Genomic DNA, 19,713 nt, shown 5'->3' with positions numbered 1-19,713 from the left:
CATTCTCGGTACCGTGACCATCTGCCGCATGGAGTGTCCATGTGTCCGGCTGGTGATGAGGCGGCAATGAGTGAACTGACGAAGCCCGAGGTCGACGTCCCGGAGGGGGACGCTCCCACCGAGCTGACCATCCGGGACCTGGTCGTCGGGGACGGGGCCGAGGTGAAGCCGGGCATGGTGGTCAGGGTCCACTACGTCGGGGTGGCCTTCGAGTCCGGGAAGGAGTTCGACGCCTCCTGGGACCGGGGCCAGCCGTACAAGTTCGCCCTGGGCAGCGGCAAGGTCATCAAGGGCTGGGACCGGGGGGTGAGGGGGATGAAGGTCGGCGGTCGGCGCGAGATCATCGTGCCCCCGCGCCTCGGCTACGGCAATCAGTCGCCCTCGCCGTTGATCCCGGCGGGCTCGACGCTGGTCTTCGTGGTGGACCTGCTCGACTCGTACTCCAGCACGGCCGGGTGGAGCAAGGCCTGAGGGCTGTCCCGTACAAGTCCTGAGGGCTGCCCCGCCTGAAGTCGATCACCGGCCAGTGGCAGAAGGAGCCCGACGAACCGATCCTCCAGCAGCACATCCGGGACGCCCAACAGCTGACTGTCGTCCTGCGCTTCTGCGTGGACGAGGGCGTCGAACTCATCTTCGGCTGAGGTTGAGGAGTGCCCGGACAGCCGAACCCCACCACGGCCGCGGTTGCGGTTCAGTCCTCGGTTCGCGGACGCGGGGCGGAGGACTGAGACGGCTCCGGCAGGGAAAGTGATCCGGAGCCCGCTTTCAGCCGTTGCCGACAGAGTTCGCCGGATCTGGTGATTCACCGGCCCGCAGCGCCTGCGGACGGAGCTCTCTCCGGCAGGGTCGGCCATATGAAACACCACTTTGAGCTGCAACATCCTGCCGAGTCAGCTGATTTCCACGGGCGCGGTCCCGGCCCGTTCTTCCCGGATCGTCGCCCGACGGCGCCGGGGATCCGGTCACTGGATCGAGTGGCGTGTGACCTGGGTGTCCTCGAGCCGTTGGCGGAGCGCGTCCACGCCCGGGACCGGGCCCGGCCCGAGGGCCGAGGAGCGTTCCGCTTCAACGCCGGGCCGACGGGGCTGGGCACTTCCGCGGCGCGGGTGGTCGGGCCGCCGACTGCCGAGTCCGGCGCGCCGACCCGCTTGACCGTGCTGTGGACCCGCAGGCGTGCGGCCGGCTCCGCTCTGGCGGCTCATGTCACCGCGGTGCGCCGTCGCCTGGCCGACAGTCCGGGATCGCACCGTCCCGGCGGCTGGGTGTACGACCCGGAGAAGACCCTGGCGGCCATGAGGAGCGATCCGGCCGGCTGGGGACAGCAGTTCGCGCCCTGGATGATGGAGTGCGCCGAGATGGTCGAGCACGGGCGGGCCCTGCTCGGAGAGGTCCGTGAAATCCGTGGCCAGGGCGTCGGATTCACCGCATCGGGTCGGGTCGGGCTGGTCCCGGTCACCGTCGGTGCGGATCCGGTGGGAGCGCTGCTCGCCCGGGCCCGGCTGGGGGAGAACGCGGGGCGGTCCACCAAATCGCACCTGTCGACGTGCAGTTCCGCGGACTGGGCCGCGGTCATGGACGAGTACGGGCTCCAGGGCGTGGCGGCGTATCCGAACTTCGCGGCGGGCGCCTGGGGCGGCGGCCTGATGCCGGACATCTACGACGACTGGCGTCAGGACTACGTCGTCATCCTGATCTACGGCTTCTACCTCGAGTACAACATCGACACCGCCTACGAGGAGGCGAGCGGCAACAGCCTGAAACACGAGATCCTTTCGCTGTGGGACATGCCCCGGCTTCCTGCGGACCTGGCGGCGCGACGGGCGCACGTGGCGGCCGACCTCGCCTTCTTCGACGTCAAGCGGCGCGACGAGGCCGACGCCCATGAGACGCGTACGAGCGGCCTGGCCGCGTGGGTCTACCGGGACCGGGACACCTGGCGCGACATGAAGGCGGCGGACAGCGGCTACTTCACCTACTACCTGTCGTGCCTGCCCGGCTCCGCCGGCCGCGACGACATGATGCTGACCGGCCTGATCGCCGACTGGGCCGACATCGGCCCCGATCTCCGCTTCCAGGAGTGCGGCCAGTCGGTCCTCGCGCTGACCCGCGGTTCGGTCGTCATGGCGGACCTGCTGGACTGCTACGAGCGGACCGTGTGGATGTTCAACACCCACTGGACGGAGACCGGCGGCATCCGTCCCGAGCGCTACGCGGCATGCACAGCGGTCTTGGCCGTCGGCCCGTGGCTGCTCGGCAACCACCGGCACGACGTGTGGCGCTACTACGCCATCGCGGCGGACCTCTCCCACCTCGCGCAGCAACGGGACCTCGGCGCTTCCGGCCAGCTCGCGGACTGCTACGGCGAGGACCTGACCCCGACCACGCCGGTCAACAAGCCGCGGATCGGCGTCCCGAGGCGGGATCTGCCCTTCGACATCGAGATCGACGGCGTCCGGCACACCGGCGTCGTCAAGCTGCACACCGTGATTTGTGACGCCGTCGCGAGCGGCGTCCTGCCCATGAGCGTCGTCGAGTACGAGTTCGTCGTCCCGTGGCTGCTGCGGGAAGGGAGGATCTCACCCGCGGCCTTCCTCGCGCACATGGACCGCGCCTACTGCCGTCACTTCACGCAGCTCATGCGGGCCGGGCACGAGAGCGACTTCAAACGCCCTTTCAGCGAACCGATGTCGGCGCTGATCATGGAGCAGTGGTGGCACGGCATGCACTTCGCGATCGGCGCGGGCAGCCTGGTCGAGGCCCAGCCCGACCAGATCGCCGGCGACCGAGCACACGGCTAGCCGTCTCTTTCGGAGCGGAGTCACCTCCATCGCTCCGACGCCTGCTGAGCCGGTCGCTCCACCGAATCGACAAGGAGCGGCCAGGGTACGGGTACGGGTACGGGTACGGGCGCGAGTCCGAGGTCGGCCATTGCGGTCACGCCGGCCGCGGCGTGCGCGCCCCCGGCGAGCAGGAGCGTGCGCGCCCACTGGTAGCTGCAGCCGGCCGCCCCGGGCATCCGGGTGCCCGGCGAGGACCGCTGCATCGGCCCGGAGCGCCGTGTACCAGTGCAGCCAGACCCAGCAGACCCACTTCCACACCTGCTCCGGCTCGGGCGCGATGCGCTCCAGGGCCGCGTGCGCGTCGCCGTGGTGGAGCAGGACCATGGCGTCGAAGACGGCGCCGTGGCCGTGGTGGTGATCCTCCTTGCTGCCCGTCCGGTCGGTGATCGCGAGCCAGGCCGCCCGGGCCTCGTGGTCGCCGCGCAAGCCGTGGATCATCGCGACGGACGCGGCGGCCGGACCGAGCGAGAACGACCTTGCCGGCCGGCCTGCTCCCACGCGTCGAGGAAGCGCACGCTGCTGGTGAGCACCGCGTCGGCACGGACCCGCGAACGCGTCCGCGACCAGCAACCAGGACGTGGCGTGGTCGCCCACCTCGGCCAGCTGCGGCCGGCCCGCGAGCTGGCTGGCCCACCGGCGGGCCGCCGACAGCTCGCCCGTGCCGACGGCGGTCGCGGCGGCCATGGCGAGGGCGTCGATGAGCTCGTGGGTCCGGGCAGGGGTGCTCGGCGCCGAGGTCAGGATGCCGATCCGGGCGCGGGCGGCGGCCGCGGCCGCGAAGCCCTCACCGGCCCGAGCAGCGCCCGAGTGCAGTAGCCGGCGGCGGCCAGCGCGAGGATGCCCGCCACTACGCCGGACGCGACACGACGGCGGTGACGGTCGGCGGGAAGCAGCCTCACGTGTTCGACCATGGCTGATTGCGTGCGGTCAGCACGCTCAGATATTTGACGGTTCATCAGATGGGGATGACAGTACGGCCCATGACGACTCAGGTGATGCGTGAGGCGCACGGTTCCGGCCGACAGGTGTGGGGTGCGGTGCTCGCCGCCCTCGCCGCGTCCGCTCTGTACGCGGGAGTTCCGGCGCACGCCGCCGGGGCCGTCCCGTACGACGCGCGGGCGGCCGAAGTCACCGTCAGCGGAACGCATTTCGTCGACGGCTACGGGCGCGAAGTGGTCCTGCGCGGGTTCAACGTCTCCGGCGAGACCAAGCTGGCCGAGAACGGCGGCCTGCCCTTCGCGAGTGTGGAGGACGCACGGAAGTCGGCCCGGGCCCTGCGCGAGCTGGGTGGAGCGAACTCCGTAAGGTTCCTGCTGTCGTGGGCGGCGGCCGAGCCGGTGCGCGGGCAGGTCGACGAGGTCTATCTGAGCCGGGCGACGGCGCAGATGCGGGAGTTCCTGGCCGTGGGGCTGCGCGTGTACCCCGATTTCCATCAGGACCTCTTCTCGCGGTACGTCTTCGACAAGGACAGCTGGTACTCCGGCGACGGAGCACCCCGATGGGTGTTCCAGGCGGGCGGCTACCCGCGGGAGTCCTGCGGGATCTGCGCCCACTGGGGCCAGAACATCACGCAGAACCAGGCGGTCAAGAGCGCCATGGGCGATTTCTGGGCCAACCGGAACGGCATCCAGGACTCCTTCCTCGACACCGCCCAGGCGACGATGACGTACCTGGCGGCCCATCTCGACGGCACGGAGTTCGCGGCGATCGCCGGGTTCGACCCGTACAACGAGCCCTACGCGGGGCAGTACGCGAGCGGCGAGGACGGCGCCGCCTGGGAGCAAGGACGCCTCTGGCCGTTCTACGAGAAGTTCCGCGCACGCATGGACGCGGCGGGCTGGCAGGGCAAGCCCGCCTTCGTCGAACCGAACATGTTCTGGAACTCCAACCTCTCCTTCATGAAACAGACCGGCGGCCTCACCGGCGTCGGAACCCTGGGTCCGCGGTACGTGTTCAACACGCACTTCTACGACCAGGCGCGGATGTCCGGCTTCTTCAACCTGTCCAAGGCCAAGGACGGCGAGTACACCGCGGACTTCGACTCCGTACGCAACAAGTCCACCGCTCTCGATTCTCCGGCCATCGTCAGCGAGTTCGGCCATCCGCTGACCGGCACCTCATCCGACAAGGCCCCGTCCGTGGGCAAGGGCCAGTACCAGGCGCTCGACAGCGGACTCGGCGGCCGCACCTGGTGGCAGAACCCGGCCGCGGCCGGACCCGTACTGTCCGCGACCCAATGGCAGTGGGACATCCACAGCGGCCGCCACCACGAGGCGATGAACGACAACCCGAACAAGATCCGCACCACGGGCGACGCCTGGAACGACGAGGACCTGTCCGCCGTACGCCTCGACGACAGCGGCACCCCGGTACTCCGCCAGGACCCGCGTCTCCTGGACCGGCTGTACCCGAGCGCGGTCGCCGGCCACACGCTCGCCTTCCTCTACGAGGACCGCTCGCGCGACGCCGGCAAGACCATCACCTGGAGCCAAATCCCGGCCAACATGCCGGAGTTGGCGCGCCTGATCGGCTCCGAGCTGCCGTACGGCGTGCTGGTGTGGCGTGGCGGGAACGCAAGCGCGCCGACCGAACTGCACCTGCCTGCCGGCTTCGATCCCGCCACGACCACGGTCGTCTCGGACCTCGGCACGGTCACCGGCCCCGGGACCACGGGAGCGATCGCCCTCGCCCCCGAGCCCGGCGGCACCAACGCCCGCCGGATCCTCCTGTCCGGCGCCGCCGAAGGACCGCACTTCGCACTGGTCAGCGCCGCCCCCGCGACGGCCGGGCAGCGTACGGCCGTACAGCAGGAACTCGCCCGATGGGCGGCGGCCGCCGGCCTCGGATAGCCCGGGGTCACGCGGCCGGGAGGGGGTTCTGGTGGTAGCGCTCGGCGCCGTCCCGGGCCGACTCGCGGACCGCTGCGTAGCCGCGGTCGATCATGCCGGCCTCGTACGCGCGCAGGGCGGGGATGAGGGGTTCGCCGGTGGCGGCCCGAGCGAGGACCTCGGCCAGGGCCGCGGCGTCGCGCAGGGCGGTGTTGGCGCCGGCGCCGCCCGCGGGGCTCATCGCGTGGATGGCGTCGCCGAGGAGGGTGACCCGGCTGGTGGGCCAGGCGGGGATCGGGATGCTGGTGCGCAGGGTGAGGGGGAAGACGGCTTCGGGGAGCCAGTGTTCGATGATGGCGCGAAGCCCCGGGTGCCAGTCCGTCGTCATGTCCAGGGCGAGCTGGTGGAGTTGGGGGCTGGTGAGGGTGCGCAGGTCTTCGTGGGGGAAGCGTTCGGTGCGGGCGCCGAAGTAGCAGGCCATGTAGTCGCCGCCGTCGTGCAGTTCGGCGTCGGGTGCGAGGCGTGCGGCTGCTTGTGCGGCGGGCTCGTGCGGCTGGTGGGGGCCGATGCCCATGTAGCGCTCGCGGGAGCCGACCAGGGGTGTGAAGACGTTGAACATGACCTCGGGGAAGAGGGCGCGGGTCTCGTCGTTGAGCGGGACCTTGCCGTAGACCTGGCGGACTCCGCTGTCCATGATCTGCGCGTGCGGCAGGTACTGCCGGCGTACGACGGAGTTGATGCCGTCGGCGGCGACCAGGACGTCGCCGGTGGCGGTGGTGCCGTCGGCGAAGTGTGCGGTGACCGGCCCGTCGCCGTTCTCGGAGGTTTCGTAGCGGACGAGCCGCTTGCCGAAGACGACGTGGTCGCAGAGGCCTTCGGCGAGGATCTGGCGGAGGGTGCGCCGGTCGACGGAGATCGGGGTCTCGTCGGGGTCGTCCTCCAGGACGCGGGTCTCGTTCAGCTGGTCGTCGAGCTTGACGATGCGCAGCGGCGGGTAGCCGGCGGTGGCGCGGAACAGCTCGTACAGCTCGGCGGGCAGTGCACCGCGCAGGATGAGGTCGCCGTCGGGGTCGATGTACAGGCGGTAGCCCTGGCTGCGGGTGAGCAGAGCGTCGTCGCGCTCGAAGACGGTGACCCCGACGCCGCTGCGGCGAAGGCCTTGGGCCAGGCAGAGGCCACCCAGGCCGGCGCCGATGACCATGACACGGAATTCAGACATGACAGTCCCTTCCTCAACATGCTGATGGAAGGGACGCACAGGGCACTACCGGCAGGAAACCGGCGTGCTGAGAGCGCGAGCTCCGCCCGGACTTACCACTCACCGGGAACCGTTCTTTCGCGCGTCCACCAGCCACCACGCTAACAGCCGCAGAATGGGACGAAAAGGGACTTTAGTCCCGGTCGGCACGACGCCGTCGGCCCTCCCGCGCATTGAGCCCAGCGACGACGGCCGCCAGGGCGGCGAGCGCTGCCAGCGCCGGGATCCGGGTCGCTGCGGGCAGCAGCGCCATGACGACCGCGGCCGCTGCGAGGCAGCCGGCCGAGGTCCCCCGGGCGGTCGGCCACAGGGTGAAGGCGAGTGTCGCGAGGTACAGGGCGACCCCGCCGAGGAGGAGGGCGGCCGCGCCGAGCGGGAGGTGGTGCGTGGGGTGGGCCACGACGTCGGCGAGGCCGACGGCGACGGCGAAGACGGAACCGACGAGCGGTAGGTGGGCGTAGGCCAGGTTCCGGCGGACCGCGTCGGTCTGCACGCGGGCGGTGTGGACGGCCCGCTCGTAAGCGCCGATCGCGAAGGTGTAGTAGAGCCACCACAGCCCGCAGGCCAGCACGAACGCAACCACCACCGCGGTGACCAGCGCCGCGTCCAGGTGCGGGGCCTTCGCCGCGGCCAGGCCCACGTCGATGAGCGACTCGCCGAAGGCGATGGTCACGAACAGGCCGAACCGCTCGGCGAGGTGGGCGTGGTCGAAGCGGATGAGGGCGAGGCGTTTGCGGTCCACGGCCGGCGCGGCCAGGGCGATGAGCATGGCCGCCGCCCAGATGAGCTCCCGCGCGGTGCCCTCGGTGAAGGCGCCGACCACCATCAGCGGTCCGGCCACCACCGCTGCGGTGATCGAGGTCGGCAGCACCCTGCGGTCCCCGCGGGAGGCGGTCACGACGATGACGAGCCGCATCACCAGGTAGACCACCGCGAAGAACATGCCGCGCTCGCCGTACGCCTGCGGGATCGCCATGGCCACGAGCAGCCCGCACAGTGCGGTCGCGAGGATGCCCAGCCGGCCCGCCGTGGTGTCCACGTCGTGGGTGTTCGCGTGGATCGCTACGTGCACCCACGCCCAGTACAGGGGCACGAAGACGATGACGGCCCGGGCGACGCCGGGCCAGCCGTGGTCGTCGTGGAGCAGTTCCGACGCCTGCAGGGCCGCGAAGACGAAGACCAGGTCGAAGAACAGCTCGGCCCAGGTGACGCGCCGCTCGACGGCCTCGGTTCCTGACACATCGAGACCATAGAAGAATCCGGCCCGGCCACCGCGCGACGCGGCGCGCCCAGCCGGGTGAGCACGGATGTCTTCGGCTCGTTCCGGCTGGGCGCGTGCGGTCAGCCCTGCCGGCGGCCTCCCGGGCGTGGCAGCAGGAACGAGGTCAGGAAGGCCAGGACAAGGAGGCCCGCCCCGCCCCACAGGGTGGTCGTCATGGTGGCGGTGTAGGCGGGCAGGGACGTGCCCCGGCCGAGGGAGGAGAAGAAGACGGTGCCGAGTGCGGCGGTGCCGAACGCGCCGCCGAGCTGCTGGACGGCGGTCAGGGTCCCGGAGGCCGTGCCGGTCTCCTCGGGGTCGACGGCGGAGAGCACGGTGTCGAAGAACGGGCCCATCACCAGCCCCATGCCCAGACCGGCGACGGTCAGGGCGGGGGTGAGGGACCAGATCGTGACCGTGGTTCCGGCGAGGTGCAGGGTGAGGACGAAGAGGGCCAGGCCCAGGGCCGTCACGCTCACCCCGGTCTGGATGACCTTGCGGCCGAGGCGTTCGACGATGCCGTGCTTCTCGGAGATCTGGATGACGGCGAAGCCGAGGATCATGCCGAGGGACCAGGGCAGGCTGCCGAGGCCGGCGTTGAGCGGCGAGTAGCCGAGTCCGGCCTGCAGGAAGAGGCTGAGGACCAGCGAGAAGCCGGTCAGTGCGGCGAAGATGACCGCGCCGACCACCAGGCCGCCGGAGAAGGCCCGCTTGCGGAACAGGGCGGGCACCACCAGCGGATCTCCGCCCGCGCTCGCCTTGTGCACCTCGTAGCGGCCGAAGACGCCGAAGAGGGTCAGGCCGCCCGCCATGGAGGCGAACGTCCAGGCGGGCCAGCCCAGTTCACGGCCCTGGACCAGCGGGAAGATCAGCAGCAGTGCGGCCGCCGAGGCCAGCGCGACACCCACGAGATCGAGGCGCGGCGGGACCGCGTACCGCGATTCCGGGAGGAACTTCCAGCCGCCGATCAGGGCGAGCAGCCCCAGCGGCAGGTTGACGGCGAAGATCGTGCGCCAGCCTGCGCCGAAGAGGTCGGCGTCGATCAGTACCCCGGCCATTACGGGCCCGCCGACGGTCGCCAGGCCCAGCACGGGACCGAACATCCCGAACGCCCGGCCCAGTTCACGGCCGTCGAACATCTCCTTGATGATGCCGAGGCCCTGCGGGATCAGCACCGCGCCGAACAACCCCTGCAGACCGCGCGCACCGATCAGCATCCCGGACGACACCGAGACGGCGCACAGCATCGACGCCGCGTTGAAGCCGGCGGCGCCGATCAGGAACATCCGCTTGCGGCCCACGATGTCGCCGAGCCGGCCGCCGGTGATCAGACCGACCGCCATGGCCAGCGCGTACGCGGCACCGAGCCACTGCATCGTGGACTCGCCGCCGCCCAGGTCGGCCCGGATCGACGGCGCCGCGATGTTCGCGACCAGCGCGTCGAGCATGTCCATGGCCTCGGCGACCAGCAGCACGGCCAGGGCCACCCAGCGCCACCGGTACGGGGCGCCCGGTTGCCCGGGAGGCTCGACAGGATCGAGAGGGGAGGTGTCGGCGGCGATGCCGCCCACACGAAATTCAGACAGGTCAGCCACGGCTGTCCCTTTCTCAAAGAATGGCAGGAGAAAGAGACGCACCGGGCACTACCGGGAAGGACCTGGTGTGCTGAGAGCAAAGACTCCGCCCGGACTAACCAATACCGGGAACCGTGTTTTCGCGCGTCACTACCCGATCAAGGTAACAGATCCCGCACACCGCCCCAGGGCCACCGCCCCAGGGCGGACCGTGGACACACCCCCGACGAGGGTGGTCCGCGGTGGACCGGAGCTGGCCGCCACCGGAGGCCTCCCTGCGCTGGGCGGTGATCCAGCCGGTGCCGACGATCTTCCATCCGGCCGCTCCGCAGTACGTACCACCGCTGGGGAGGGGACGACCGGGCGCTCGGGCTGATCGGGATCGGCCTGGAGATCGGCGCCCCGCGGCACCACGTGCGCCGAGCTCGTCGGCTTCCTGGTGCCCGGCCTCGCCGAGGTGACGGCGCGCTCACCACGCCCGCGTACATCTCCACGGCCCTCGTCGGGACCGCGACCCTCCGCACCATCCCCCTCGTGCCCCGCGGCTTCAAGGCCACCAGCGCCCCTGACTGGTCCTCCTGGAGGTGACGGACGACGGGCGGCTCCGGACTCGGCTTCGCCATCGCCCGCACGGTGACCGAGCAGCACGGCGGCGCCCTGACGATGCGCCAGGGAAGTTACGGTGGAGCCCTGTTCGAGCTGCGGCTGCCGGCCGCCTGACGAGGCCCGGGGCGTTCGCGCGGCCCTCAACCGGAAAGGGCCTGCGCGAACGCGCCGGCGCCCTGCGACACCCCGCTGCAGTTCGTCGCCGCGTCGTTCGACGAGGTGTCACCGCCTTCGCACTGCTGGTCGCGGAAGGTCGACCACATCGACACCCAGGCAAGGCCCTTGCCCTCGGCGAAGGACCGGACCTGGGCCGCGTCGGAGAGGGTGAACGTCTCGCCGGCGATGTCGTTGTCGCCGATCATCGAGGTGAGGGCAAGGCCCTGCCAGGCTTCGTCGGAGGAGAGCCCGAAGACGTCCTGCAGTTGATCGTGGGCGGCCTGGGCGGAGGCGATCGCGTAGTCGCCCATGTCTCCCGCGTACGTGGATCCGTAGTTCATCGCCATGATGTTGACGGTGGACACCTTCACGCCGCTGTCGTTGGCGGAATGCAGGAGCGCCAGGCTGTCCGCGTCGAGCCCTGAAGGCATGACGGGCAAGGTGTAGGAGACCGTCAGATCGGTGCGCTCCTTCTGGAGCAGGGCGATGGCCTCCGAGCGCATCGCCACCGCGTCGGAGTCGGTGAGGTCGTCGCCCTCGATGTCGAAGTCGGCTCGCGTCGCACCGGCGGCGTCGAGCGCTGCCGCATAGGCCCCGGCCAGCTCGGAGGCGCTTCGGCAGACCGCTGCGAGCTCCGTACCGGCGGCTCCGCCGAAGGAGACGCGGACGGCGGCGCCGGATGACGTCAGCGCCGCGATCCGGGACTTCACCGCGGGGTCGGCGATGTCACGGCTCCCGTCCCACTTCGGCGTGCAGCCGCCGCCGTCCGAGATGACGAAGGCCAGGTTGTACGCGGACGGGGAGCCGGCGGTGTCATTGGCGGAGGCCGTGGTGGCGCTGACGTAGGGGGCGTAGGACGTGCCCGGTGCCGTCGCCGTCGCCGTCGCCGTCGAGGGTGATGACGATGACGCGCCGGACCGGGTCGGACCGGTCCCGTCCGTGGAACATCCAGTACAGGACAGGGCCGCCAGACAGGCGATCCCGGCGACCGATCTCAGGAAATACCGCATTTCACATGCTCCGCTCTCACGATTCTCGCTTCCGATACGCAAACTTCTCACGCACGACTTGATTTCACCGCGCGGGCAAATGCACAGGCGATTCACAGAAGTCTTGCGCAACGCGGGTTTTCCGGGTGAACATCCGGACAAGTCGGGAGCTTTCGATGCCTTGGATTGATCGATGGGTACGGATTTGCTCAGGCAATACACAGACTGAGTCGTCATTCACAGGCGGATCATAGGAGCCCAAAGGTTTGACCCAAGAAGGGGCCTTAACCTTCACAAATGCATTCTGAGTCCCAATCCGAAAATCGCTCCCCCTATCGCGGCCGGAGAAGGCCGCGCACCACGCCGGTGGAGGGGCCCGTGTTCGTCGACGGCTCCGGGCGCAGAGCGAGATTGCTGCGCCGGATCGGTCTCGCCGTCGGCGCCGTCTGCGTCGGCTACACCCTCGTGCTCGGCATGGCCTTCATGGGCTGGGGCACGTCCCTCGCCCCGTCGTCACTCCTGCCCTCCGGTGGTGGTCCGGCCTCCGGTGCCCAGGCCCCCGGGCCCGGGGGCGGCGGGCCGCAGGGCGGCACCGGCACGCCGCCGGCGAAGCCCACTGGCGCCGCACCGACGGCCAGCCCCACACCGACGTCCTCTGCCTCGACGAGCGCGAACTGACCGGAGCCCGACCCCATGACGACCACCACCTCTTCGCGCGGCCGACGGCGCGCGCCCTCCCGGATGAGCCGGGCCGCGGGCAAGGCCGCGACCCTGCAGAAACCGCGTGTGATCCTTGCCCTGCTGCTCCTCGGCCTGCTGACCAGCGTGATGCTCCTCGACGGCTACCTGCGCGCCGAAGTGGGGGGCGACGAGCGCATCCGCACCGGCGCCTCCGCCGACCAGGTTCCCGACGAGGTCATCGAGGGCGGGCCGATCCTGAGGTTCCGGGACGGCCGGGCGCAGTCCGTGTCGGTACCGGACAAGACCATCGTCCTGACCTTCGACGACGGCCCGGACCCCACGTGGACCCCCCAGGTCCTCAAGATCCTTGAGGAGAACGACGTCCCTGGCACCTTCTTCCTGGTCGGTTCGATGGTCGCCCGGAATCCGGGCATCGTGAAGGACTTGGTGGACCAGGGCAGCGAGGTGGGCATCCACACCTTCACGCACGTGGACCTCAGCTACCAGAGCAGTGAGCGGGTGACCCGCGAGATCGAGCAGACCCAGCTCGCCCTCGCGGGCGCGGCGGGGATCACGACGACACTGTTCCGTGCGCCGTACTCCTCCCAGCCGGACGCCATCGACGACTACAGCTGGCCCATCTACAAGGAACTCGGCGAGCAGGGCTACACCAGCGTCTTCGTGGACACCGACAGCTTCGACTGGAAGACGCCGGGGGCCTCGAAGATCGTCGCTTCGGCCACCCCGGAGACGGGCAAGGGCGCCTCGGTCCTCTTCCACGACGCGGGCGGCGACCGGAGCGAGACGGTGAAGGCGCTCCCCGAGTACATCAAGAAGATGAAGGCCCTGGGCTACACGTTCACCACCGTCAGCGGCGCGACCCAGAAGGCGCGGAGCGAGGCCCGGGAGGCGGCCGGCACGGCGGCCGGCACGGAGCAGGACGCGAACGGCGCGCAGCCCGGCGGCGAACAGACGGGCGGGCTGCCGCCCGGTGCCGCTCTGCGCGAGGGCGCGAACAGCCTCCAGGCCGCCCACCGCACGGCCACGGGAACGACCCTGTACGAAGGAAAGGCCCTCGTCGCGGCCGTGGCCGTCGCCGAGTGGACCGTGCCGGGTCTCGCGATCGGGCTCGTGGTCGTCGGTGCCGCCGTCATCGGCCGGTTCGTGATGATGCTGATCCTCGCCCGACGCCACTACAGACTCCGCAACAGGCACGGATTCAGCTGGGGGCCCGCGGTCACCGGGCCGGTGAGCGTGATCGTGCCCGCGTACAACGAGAAGGAATGCATCGCCAACACCCTCAAGTCGCTGGCGCAGAGCACGCATCCGATCGAGATCATCGTCGTCGACGACGGATCGACGGACAACACCAGCGAGATCGCCGAATCACTCGGCATGCCGAACGTCCGCGTCATCCGGCAGGAGAACGCGGGCAAGCCGGCCGCGCTCAACAACGGTGTGCGCAACGCCCGCTACGACATCGTCGTGATGATGGACGGCGACACGGTCTTCGAAGCGGACACCGTGGAACAGCTGGTGCAGCCCTTCGCCGACCCGAGGATCGGTGCGGTCGCGGGCAACGCCAAGGTCGGCAACCGCGGCACGGTCATCGGCGCGTGGCAGCACATCGAGTACGTCATGGGCTTCAATCTCGACCGCCGCATGTACGACCTGCTGCGCTGCATGCCCACGATTCCGGGCGCGATCGGCGCGTTCCGCCGTGATGCCGTGCTGGAGGTCGGCGGCATGAGCGAGGACACCCTCGCCGAGGACACGGACATCACCATCGCCATGCACCGCGCGGGCTGGAAGGTCGTCTACCAGGAGCACGCCAAGGCCTGGACGGAGGCGCCCGGTTCGCTGACGCAGCTGTGGAGCCAGCGCTACCGCTGGAGCTACGGCACCATGCAGGCGCTCTGGAAGCACCGCAAGTCCCTTACGGACAAGGGCCCCTCGGGTCGCTTCGGCCGGGTCGGCATGCCGCTGGTCGTGATCTTCCAGATCGTCACACCCGTGTTCACACCGCTGATCGACGTGTTCACCGTCTACTCGATGGTCTTCATCGACTTCAAGTCCGCCCTGATCGCCTGGCTGGCGGTGCTGGCCGTCCAACTCATCTGCGCGGCCTACGCCTTCCGCCTGGACCGCGAGCGCTACCGGTACCTCCTGATGATGCCGCTGCAGCAGCTCGCGTACCGCCAGATGATGTACCTCGTCCTCATCCACTCCTGCGTCACCGCACTCACCGGCGGCCGCCTGCGCTGGCAGAAGCTCAAGCGTACGGGCGAGGTCGGAACCCCTGCGGGGGCCGGCCGATGAGCCACTAGGCGAATACCAGGAGTGGATCCGGACCCCGAAAAGGGCGGGGTGTCCTCCCCAAAGGACACCCCGCCCTTCCCTGCCCCGGGTCCCCCGGAGGTGACGGCCATCGGCGGCGCCTTCACCTCCCCGCGGCAGTCTCAGAGCCCGGGTCGGGAAGGGTACGGCAGGGCTGCCTGGTCGATCCGGTCCAGGCCCCAGGGGGCACTCGTCTGGGGGCGGGGGTGCGCGGGATCGCGCAGCCGGGTGTACTCGGCCAGGGAGTGGATGGTTCCGCTCCCTGGCCGATCCACAGACTCGGCGCTCTACGCGAGTGGAACAAGGCGCCGGCGGGACCTCACAGGCGCCTCATGACTTCTCCGTGCCGAAGCGGGAAGACAACCCATGCATGGCATGCACGCGTCGCACACCCTCGTGGACCGCACACCGCGCCGGGGCGTCCGGCGGCAGGCCCGATTATCCGTCGGTGACGGCGGCCCGCGTCCGCTCGGCGAGGTCCTCGACCAGTGCGATGCCGGCCTTCTGCGAGGCCTGACCGTCGCAGAGCACGGCGAGCAGCAGGATGTGGTCGTCCACCTCCACCTGACCGATGCTGTTGACCACCCAGAGGCCGCTCTCACTGCGCGCCAGCCAGCCGTTTTTCAGGTGCACGGACCCGGAGTCGTCCAGGCCCGCCGATATCCCCCAGTCCTGGTCGGGGGCGACCGAGCCCATGAGCCCGCGCAGGTATGCCCGGGCATTGGCGGACAGCACCGACTCCTCGCCGAACACCGCTTGGAGCAGGCGTAGTTGATCGGCTGGTGTGGTCTGCGTCAATCCCCAGTACGCGCCCTGTCCTGGCGTGGTCTCGGTGAGGCCGAGCCGCAGGTTGGCCTTCGCCATCCCGTCCGCCCCGCCGATGGCATCCCACAGCGCGCTTGCCGCCGCGTTGTCACTGTTCTCGATCATCACGGTGGCCCAGCGCTGTTCCTGGGCGGTCAGCAAGCGCCCGGCGTCCGATGCTTGCAACAGCAATGCGGCAAGGATGTCCACCTTGACGATGCTGGCGGTGACGAAATCGCGGTCGGCACCGACCTGGACGCTCTCACCGGTGGACAGGTCCAGGACCGCGACGGCCGCGTTCCCCTCCGCGCCCGCCAACACCTCTTGGACCGCCTCCTCGGCTCTCAACTGGGCGGATTTGGTGGGCGATGTGGTCGGCACCGGAGTGGCCGCCGTCGATACCGTACTCGCGAACGTGCCGCCCCGGGGCTCCGAACGCGCATGGGCGAAAGTGATCCCGCCGACCAGCGCGGCCAGGGTTGCGAGCGCCGCGAGCCGACTACGTGTTCGCGAAGGTGATCTGTGCAATGCCATGAGGCCGAAGCTAGAAGGGCGCCATGGGGATCACATTTGAACCAGCTCTCGATCTCCTGTGAGGACCCGGCCCGGCCCTATGGGGCACTGCCTCCGCCCGGCGCGCCGCTCGGCTGCCGGCCACCGCCACCCGGGGCTCCGCCTCCCCCGTTCTCCGCATCGGGGTCGATGCCGAGGGTGAGGGTGCCGGTGTACCCCTGGGTGGTGGTGAACTCCACCACCCCGTCCTCGCCCGCGATCTGATAGCCCCGCAGGTAGGTCTTGTCGTCGGCGCCGCTCGTGTCCTCGCTCTCCGCAGGCGCCTTGCCGCCCGGATTGGCCGTGGTCCAGCCGGAGTAGTAGCCCCAGGCATCGCAGTGCCAGATCTCCACCGCCGCCCCCGCGACAGGCGCACACGACTCGGTGGTGTCCTGCACCGTCAGCCGCACGGTGAGCGGAACGCCCTTCTTGCCCTCCGCGATCTCCTTGCGCACCAAAGCGCCATCGAGGTGATACGGCCCCTCGGTCACATTGGACATCAGCACGCACTGCCCCGTCCCCGAGGACACCGCACCCGACGGGGAGGCGGAGGAGGAAGAAGCCACGGTGCTCCCGACGGAGCTCCCGCAGCCGACCAACGCCGCTCCCGCCGCGCCCACGGCCGCACCGCCGAGAATCAGTACTCGTCGCCTGTCCACGCTGCTTTCACCCATGTCCGGGACGCTAGGCGGCCTCTCCAGGCGCGGCCTGTCCTTGGCCTGTGGCACGGCTGTGACCTTCCGGCGAGCGACGGTCCGCCAAGATCCAGACCCGGCGGGGGCCCCGCGTCCGGAACAGGGTCACTGCCCGGGCGGGAGCCGCCCCAGCCGCGGGCTACTCGGCCGGCTCGGTGGGGGTGAGGCGGCGTTCCTCGGCGTCGAGGCGGGACTGATAGCGGCGCAGGACGGTGTCGTCGATCTGCTGGGTGTCGCGGAGGCGGATGACGGTGGCGCGTTTGTGGGCGACGACGGCCAGGCGCAGGGCGGTGGCGTCGGCGGCGTGACGCAGTGCCGGATGGTTGCCGCCGGGGTCTGCGGTGAGGACGTCCAGGTGGTGCTGGAGTTCGAGGCGTAGCTGGTCGGTGGGCTGCGGGCCGGCGCCGAGGTCTGCGGCCAGGGTGTCGAGGGCGGCGAGTGCGTCCTCGGTAGCGGTGGTTTCGGTGAGGCGGAGTTCCTCTTCGGTGCCGGTGTCGGCGGGCAGCTGCGCCCAGCGGACGACGCCGGGCAGCAGCGCGCCCTGGACTACGAGGGTCAGGACGATCACGCAGGCGGTGACGAAGACGAGGGTGTCGCGGGCGGGGAAGGCTGTGCCGTCGTCCAGTGTGGTGGGGACGGAGAGCACGACCGCGAGGGAGACCGCGCCGCGGAAGCCGGACAGGCCACTGACGACGCGGGAGCGGTGGCTGACCCGGCGCAGCCGCTGTTCGGGACGCCGGTCCAGGGTCCGGATCACGTAGGCGGCCATGAACAAGAAGGCGATCCGTACGGCCACCAGGACGAGGAAGACCACGAGGACGATGACGAGCGCCGTGGTGAGGTCGGTGCTCGACAGACCGCGGACCGCCGAGGGGATCTCCAGGCCGACCAGGAGGAACAGCGTCGCGTTCAGCAGGTAGGTGGCCATGGCGAAGAACGGGACGCCGACGGTGCGGGCCGCGGCGTCGCTGGCCCGGGGTGCGGCACGGTTGACGATCAGGCCGCAGACGACGACGGCGAGGACCCCGGACGCCTCGACGGATTCGGCCAGGAGGTACGCGGCGAACGGGGTGAGCAGTGCCAGGACGTTGCTGAGCATCGGGTCGTTCAGGCGGCGCAGGATGTACAGGGCGGGCAGGGCGATGAGCGCACCGGCCGCCGCGCCGCCGACGTAGGCGACCAGGAACAGCCGGCCGACGTGGCCCGCGCCGAGGTGCTCGCCGCCGGTGGTGACCCCGACCGCGACGCCGTAGAGGACCAGGGCGGTGCCGTCGTTGACCAGGCTCTCCGCCTTGAGCATGTCCAGGCTGCGCGTCGGCAGGAGCAGACCGAGGGCGGCCACGGCGGTCGCATCAGTGGGGGCCATGGCGGCACCGAGCACCCAGGCGGGACCCCACGGCAGGCCGAGGGCGTGGGCTGCGGCGGCGACCGCCGCGGCGGTCGCGATGACCAGCAGGGTGCTGACCAGGACGACACCGCGCAGTCCGCGGCGGATCGAGCGGAGCGAGGCGGTCAGGCTCTCCCAGTAGAGCAGGACGGGCAGGAACAGCATCAGGACGACGTCCGGCTCGAGCCGGACCTCGCTCAGGGCGGGTACGAGGCCCGCGAGCACGCCGCAGGTCAGCAGGAGGACCGGGCGGCTGATCCGCAGCCGCGGCGCGAGTACACCGCACAGCAGGACGGCCGTGCCCAGCACGACGACGAGTTCCAGGCCGAGCGTGGTGTCCTCTGGTCTCCTCAGGGGTGGTCGTTTCGCCTGCCCACAGGCTCATGCTCATGGTGGCCAGGCCGCGGACCGGAGGTGTCCCGGCAACCGGCCGGGGGTTCCGGTCGGGGTGGTCACCTGTCCGATGTCATGGCGTCCCGTACGAGGGCGGTGTCGACGAACTGCTCGAAGCGGACGATCCGGCCGCCGCGCACGATGAAGTGGTGGGCGACGCGGACGTCGATGGTCTTGCCGGTCGCCTTGTTGGCGGCGGTGTAGCGGGCCAGGACGACGACGTTCTCGCCGTCGACGACGTAGGTGTCGTCGTGGGCGGTCCAGCCTTCCCATGCCTGGCCGAGCTTCTCCATCACCGCTGCGGTGACGCCCTCGGGGGTGCGGTAGGTGCCGGCCAGCGGGAAGCCGGCCATCTCGGTCCACTCCACGTCGGGGGCGAGAGTGGCGCGCAGGGCCTCCAGATCTCCGGCGGCGGAGGCCAGGTACTGGCGGCGTACGACGTCCGCGGGGGCGGTGGAGGTGCCGAAGCCGGTGGTTTCGTTCACGGCGGTCAGCCCCACTGCATTTCGCCCTTGGCTACCTTCGCGCCGATCTGAGCGGCGATCAGCATGCCGTGGTCGGGGTACCGCTTGACGAGCGCGTCGGTCAGCGCGGCCCCGTCGGCGGCCTCGGCCAGCTCTTCCTCGAAGGCCACGAGGTACTCACGGGTGTGGGCGATGGCCGACGCGTCGGTGGCGGTGTCCGGAAGGCGGTGGCCGGGGACGACCAGCTGCGGGTCCAGGGCGGCCATCTCGTCCAGGAGCTTGATCCAGGCCGTACGGGACGCGGGGGTGGCGGTGTCGGCGACCCAGACGTGCTCCTGCTGGAAGAGCAGCACGCCGCCGAGGAGCGCACGGTGCTCGGGCTGCCACAGGTAATGGCGGTCGGGCAGGGCCGCCGGGCCCCCCTTGAGTTCGAAGCGGTGGCCTTCGAGGGTGAGGCCGTCGGTGAGCGGGGTGAACTCGACCAGACGGGTGGGCAGGTTCGGGCCGAGGGCCTCCCATGCCTTGAGCTTGCCCTCGTAGGACTCCTTGATGTGCTCGATGACGAGCGGGGTGGCGACGAAGACCGCGTCGGGGAAGGCGTCGGCGAGCACTTCGGCGCCGAAGTAGAAGTCGGGGTCGGCGTGGCTGACGAATACGGTGGTCAGCCTCTTGCCGGAGTCCAGGACGGCGGCCGCCAGGCGGTGGCCGTCGGCGCGGGTGAAGGCGGCGTCGACGAGCAGTGCCTCGCTCTCGCCGGTGACCAGGGTGGCGGTCTTGTTCTTGGCCCCGGCCGGGAAGTCGAGGTCGAGGACGGTGAAGTCGAGCGTGCTCATGGAGGACTCCTTGGCGTACGTCGGGGACGGGGACGAGAGGAGAATTCCGGGGCTGGCT

General features: G+C 70.4%; 15 protein-coding genes and 1 pseudogene. 7 read left to right on the top strand and 9 right to left on the bottom strand.

The genetic code is table 11. The annotated features are described in order from the left end of the window. The first annotated feature begins 66 nt into the window (after positions 1–66). The 4 genes from OG904_RS30505 to OG904_RS30490 all read left to right on the top strand — a co-directional run bounded on the left by OG904_RS30505 (position 67) and on the right by OG904_RS30490 (position 5,689). The gene (locus OG904_RS30505; protein ID WP_405496462.1) at positions 67–471 is read left to right on the top strand and encodes an FKBP-type peptidyl-prolyl cis-trans isomerase; all 405 of its coding nucleotides are present in this window, start codon (positions 67–69) and stop codon (positions 469–471) included. Positions 472–1,004: 533 nt separating this feature from the next. Next, entirely contained in the window at positions 1,005–2,798 is a 1,794-nt protein-coding gene (locus OG904_RS30500) for a hypothetical protein (RefSeq protein ID WP_405496460.1), read from the top strand. A 336-nt stretch (positions 2,799–3,134) separates the two neighbouring features. After that, the gene (locus OG904_RS30495) at positions 3,135–3,656 is read left to right on the top strand and encodes a hypothetical protein (RefSeq protein ID WP_405496458.1); all 522 of its coding nucleotides are present in this window, start codon (positions 3,135–3,137) and stop codon (positions 3,654–3,656) included. A gap of 164 nt (positions 3,657–3,820) precedes the next feature. After that, on the top strand, positions 3,821–5,689 hold the full coding sequence (locus tag OG904_RS30490) for an endoglycosylceramidase (protein WP_405496456.1): 1,869 nt from the start codon (positions 3,821–3,823) through the stop codon (positions 5,687–5,689). A 7-nt stretch (positions 5,690–5,696) separates the two neighbouring features. Here the strand turns inward: OG904_RS30490 and OG904_RS30485 are convergent, their stop codons facing one another. The 3 genes from OG904_RS30485 to OG904_RS30475 all read right to left on the bottom strand — a co-directional run bounded on the left by OG904_RS30485 (position 5,697) and on the right by OG904_RS30475 (position 9,779). Continuing rightward, the gene (locus tag OG904_RS30485; RefSeq protein WP_405496454.1) at positions 5,697–6,887 is read right to left on the bottom strand and encodes an FAD-dependent oxidoreductase; all 1,191 of its coding nucleotides are present in this window, start codon (positions 6,885–6,887) and stop codon (positions 5,697–5,699) included. A 172-nt stretch (positions 6,888–7,059) separates the two neighbouring features. Continuing rightward, positions 7,060–8,166: a low temperature requirement protein A gene (locus OG904_RS30480; RefSeq protein ID WP_405496452.1), complete on the bottom strand. Its 1,107-nt coding sequence runs from the start codon at positions 8,164–8,166 to the stop codon at positions 7,060–7,062. A 101-nt stretch (positions 8,167–8,267) separates the two neighbouring features. Then, positions 8,268–9,779 (bottom strand): MFS transporter, encoded by a 1,512-nt coding sequence (locus OG904_RS30475; RefSeq protein WP_405496450.1) that lies wholly within the window; start codon positions 9,777–9,779, stop codon positions 8,268–8,270. Positions 9,780–10,346: 567 nt separating this feature from the next. Between OG904_RS30475 and OG904_RS30470 the strand changes: the two are divergent. Next, positions 10,347–10,478: pseudogene (locus OG904_RS30470) on the top strand (ATP-binding protein); the annotation flags it as partial. A 26-nt stretch (positions 10,479–10,504) separates the two neighbouring features. Here the strand turns inward: OG904_RS30470 and OG904_RS30465 are convergent. Next, complete coding sequence (locus tag OG904_RS30465; protein ID WP_405496448.1) at positions 10,505–11,530, bottom strand: chitinase; 1,026 nt, start codon at positions 11,528–11,530, stop codon at positions 10,505–10,507. Positions 11,531–11,887: 357 nt separating this feature from the next. Here OG904_RS30465 and OG904_RS30460 point away from each other — a divergent pair, with 357 nt between their 5' ends. Together OG904_RS30460 and OG904_RS30455 are read left to right on the top strand one after the other, a co-directional pair. Beyond that, positions 11,888–12,187, top strand: coding sequence for a hypothetical protein (locus OG904_RS30460; RefSeq protein WP_405496446.1), 300 nt, complete (start codon positions 11,888–11,890; stop codon positions 12,185–12,187). A gap of 15 nt (positions 12,188–12,202) precedes the next feature. Next, positions 12,203–14,509, top strand: coding sequence for a bifunctional polysaccharide deacetylase/glycosyltransferase family 2 protein (locus OG904_RS30455; protein ID WP_405496444.1), 2,307 nt, complete (start codon positions 12,203–12,205; stop codon positions 14,507–14,509). A 456-nt stretch (positions 14,510–14,965) separates the two neighbouring features. Here the strand turns inward: OG904_RS30455 and OG904_RS30450 are convergent, their stop codons facing one another. The 5 genes from OG904_RS30450 to OG904_RS30430 all read right to left on the bottom strand — a co-directional run bounded on the left by OG904_RS30450 (position 14,966) and on the right by OG904_RS30430 (position 19,655). Further along, complete coding sequence (locus tag OG904_RS30450; RefSeq protein WP_405496442.1) at positions 14,966–15,865, bottom strand: serine hydrolase; 900 nt, start codon at positions 15,863–15,865, stop codon at positions 14,966–14,968. A 77-nt stretch (positions 15,866–15,942) separates the two neighbouring features. After that, positions 15,943–16,557, bottom strand: a complete 615-nt coding sequence (locus OG904_RS30445) for a hypothetical protein (protein WP_405496440.1) — start codon at positions 16,555–16,557, stop codon at positions 15,943–15,945. Between the two features lie 160 nt (positions 16,558–16,717). Next, positions 16,718–18,274, bottom strand: a complete 1,557-nt coding sequence (locus tag OG904_RS30440) for a Na+/H+ antiporter (RefSeq protein ID WP_405496438.1) — start codon at positions 18,272–18,274, stop codon at positions 16,718–16,720. 143 nt (positions 18,275–18,417) lie between these two features. Next, the gene (locus tag OG904_RS30435) at positions 18,418–18,843 is read right to left on the bottom strand and encodes a nuclear transport factor 2 family protein (protein WP_405496436.1); all 426 of its coding nucleotides are present in this window, start codon (positions 18,841–18,843) and stop codon (positions 18,418–18,420) included. A gap of 5 nt (positions 18,844–18,848) precedes the next feature. Continuing rightward, a complete protein-coding gene (locus tag OG904_RS30430; RefSeq protein WP_405496434.1) occupies positions 18,849–19,655 on the bottom strand; it encodes an MBL fold metallo-hydrolase in 807 nt (268 codons plus the stop codon). Positions 19,656–19,713: the final 58 nt, after the last annotated feature.

Origin of the sequence: Streptomyces sp. NBC_00096 (assembly GCF_045041305.1) — a bacterium.
In the GTDB taxonomy this organism is placed as follows: domain Bacteria; phylum Actinomycetota; class Actinomycetes; order Streptomycetales; family Streptomycetaceae; genus Streptomyces.
Note: the sequence above shows the minus strand (reverse complement) of the source record. Positions and strands in the feature narration are given on the sequence as shown.

Coding starts and splice junctions, on each gene's coding strand:
- OG904_RS30490 (WP_405496456.1), top strand. CDS start 3,821: ATGACGACTCAGGTGATGCGTGAGGCGCACGGTTCCGGCCGACAGGTG.
- OG904_RS30505 (WP_405496462.1), top strand. CDS start 67: ATGAGTGAACTGACGAAGCCCGAGGTCGACGTCCCGGAGGGGGACGCT.
- OG904_RS30450 (WP_405496442.1), bottom strand. CDS start 15,865: ATGGCATTGCACAGATCACCTTCGCGAACACGTAGTCGGCTCGCGGCG.
- OG904_RS30465 (WP_405496448.1), bottom strand. CDS start 11,530: ATGCGGTATTTCCTGAGATCGGTCGCCGGGATCGCCTGTCTGGCGGCC.
- OG904_RS30445 (WP_405496440.1), bottom strand. CDS start 16,557: ATGGGTGAAAGCAGCGTGGACAGGCGACGAGTACTGATTCTCGGCGGT.
- OG904_RS30485 (WP_405496454.1), bottom strand. CDS start 6,887: ATGTCTGAATTCCGTGTCATGGTCATCGGCGCCGGCCTGGGTGGCCTC.
- OG904_RS30430 (WP_405496434.1), bottom strand. CDS start 19,655: ATGAGCACGCTCGACTTCACCGTCCTCGACCTCGACTTCCCGGCCGGG.
- OG904_RS30455 (WP_405496444.1), top strand. CDS start 12,203: ATGACGACCACCACCTCTTCGCGCGGCCGACGGCGCGCGCCCTCCCGG.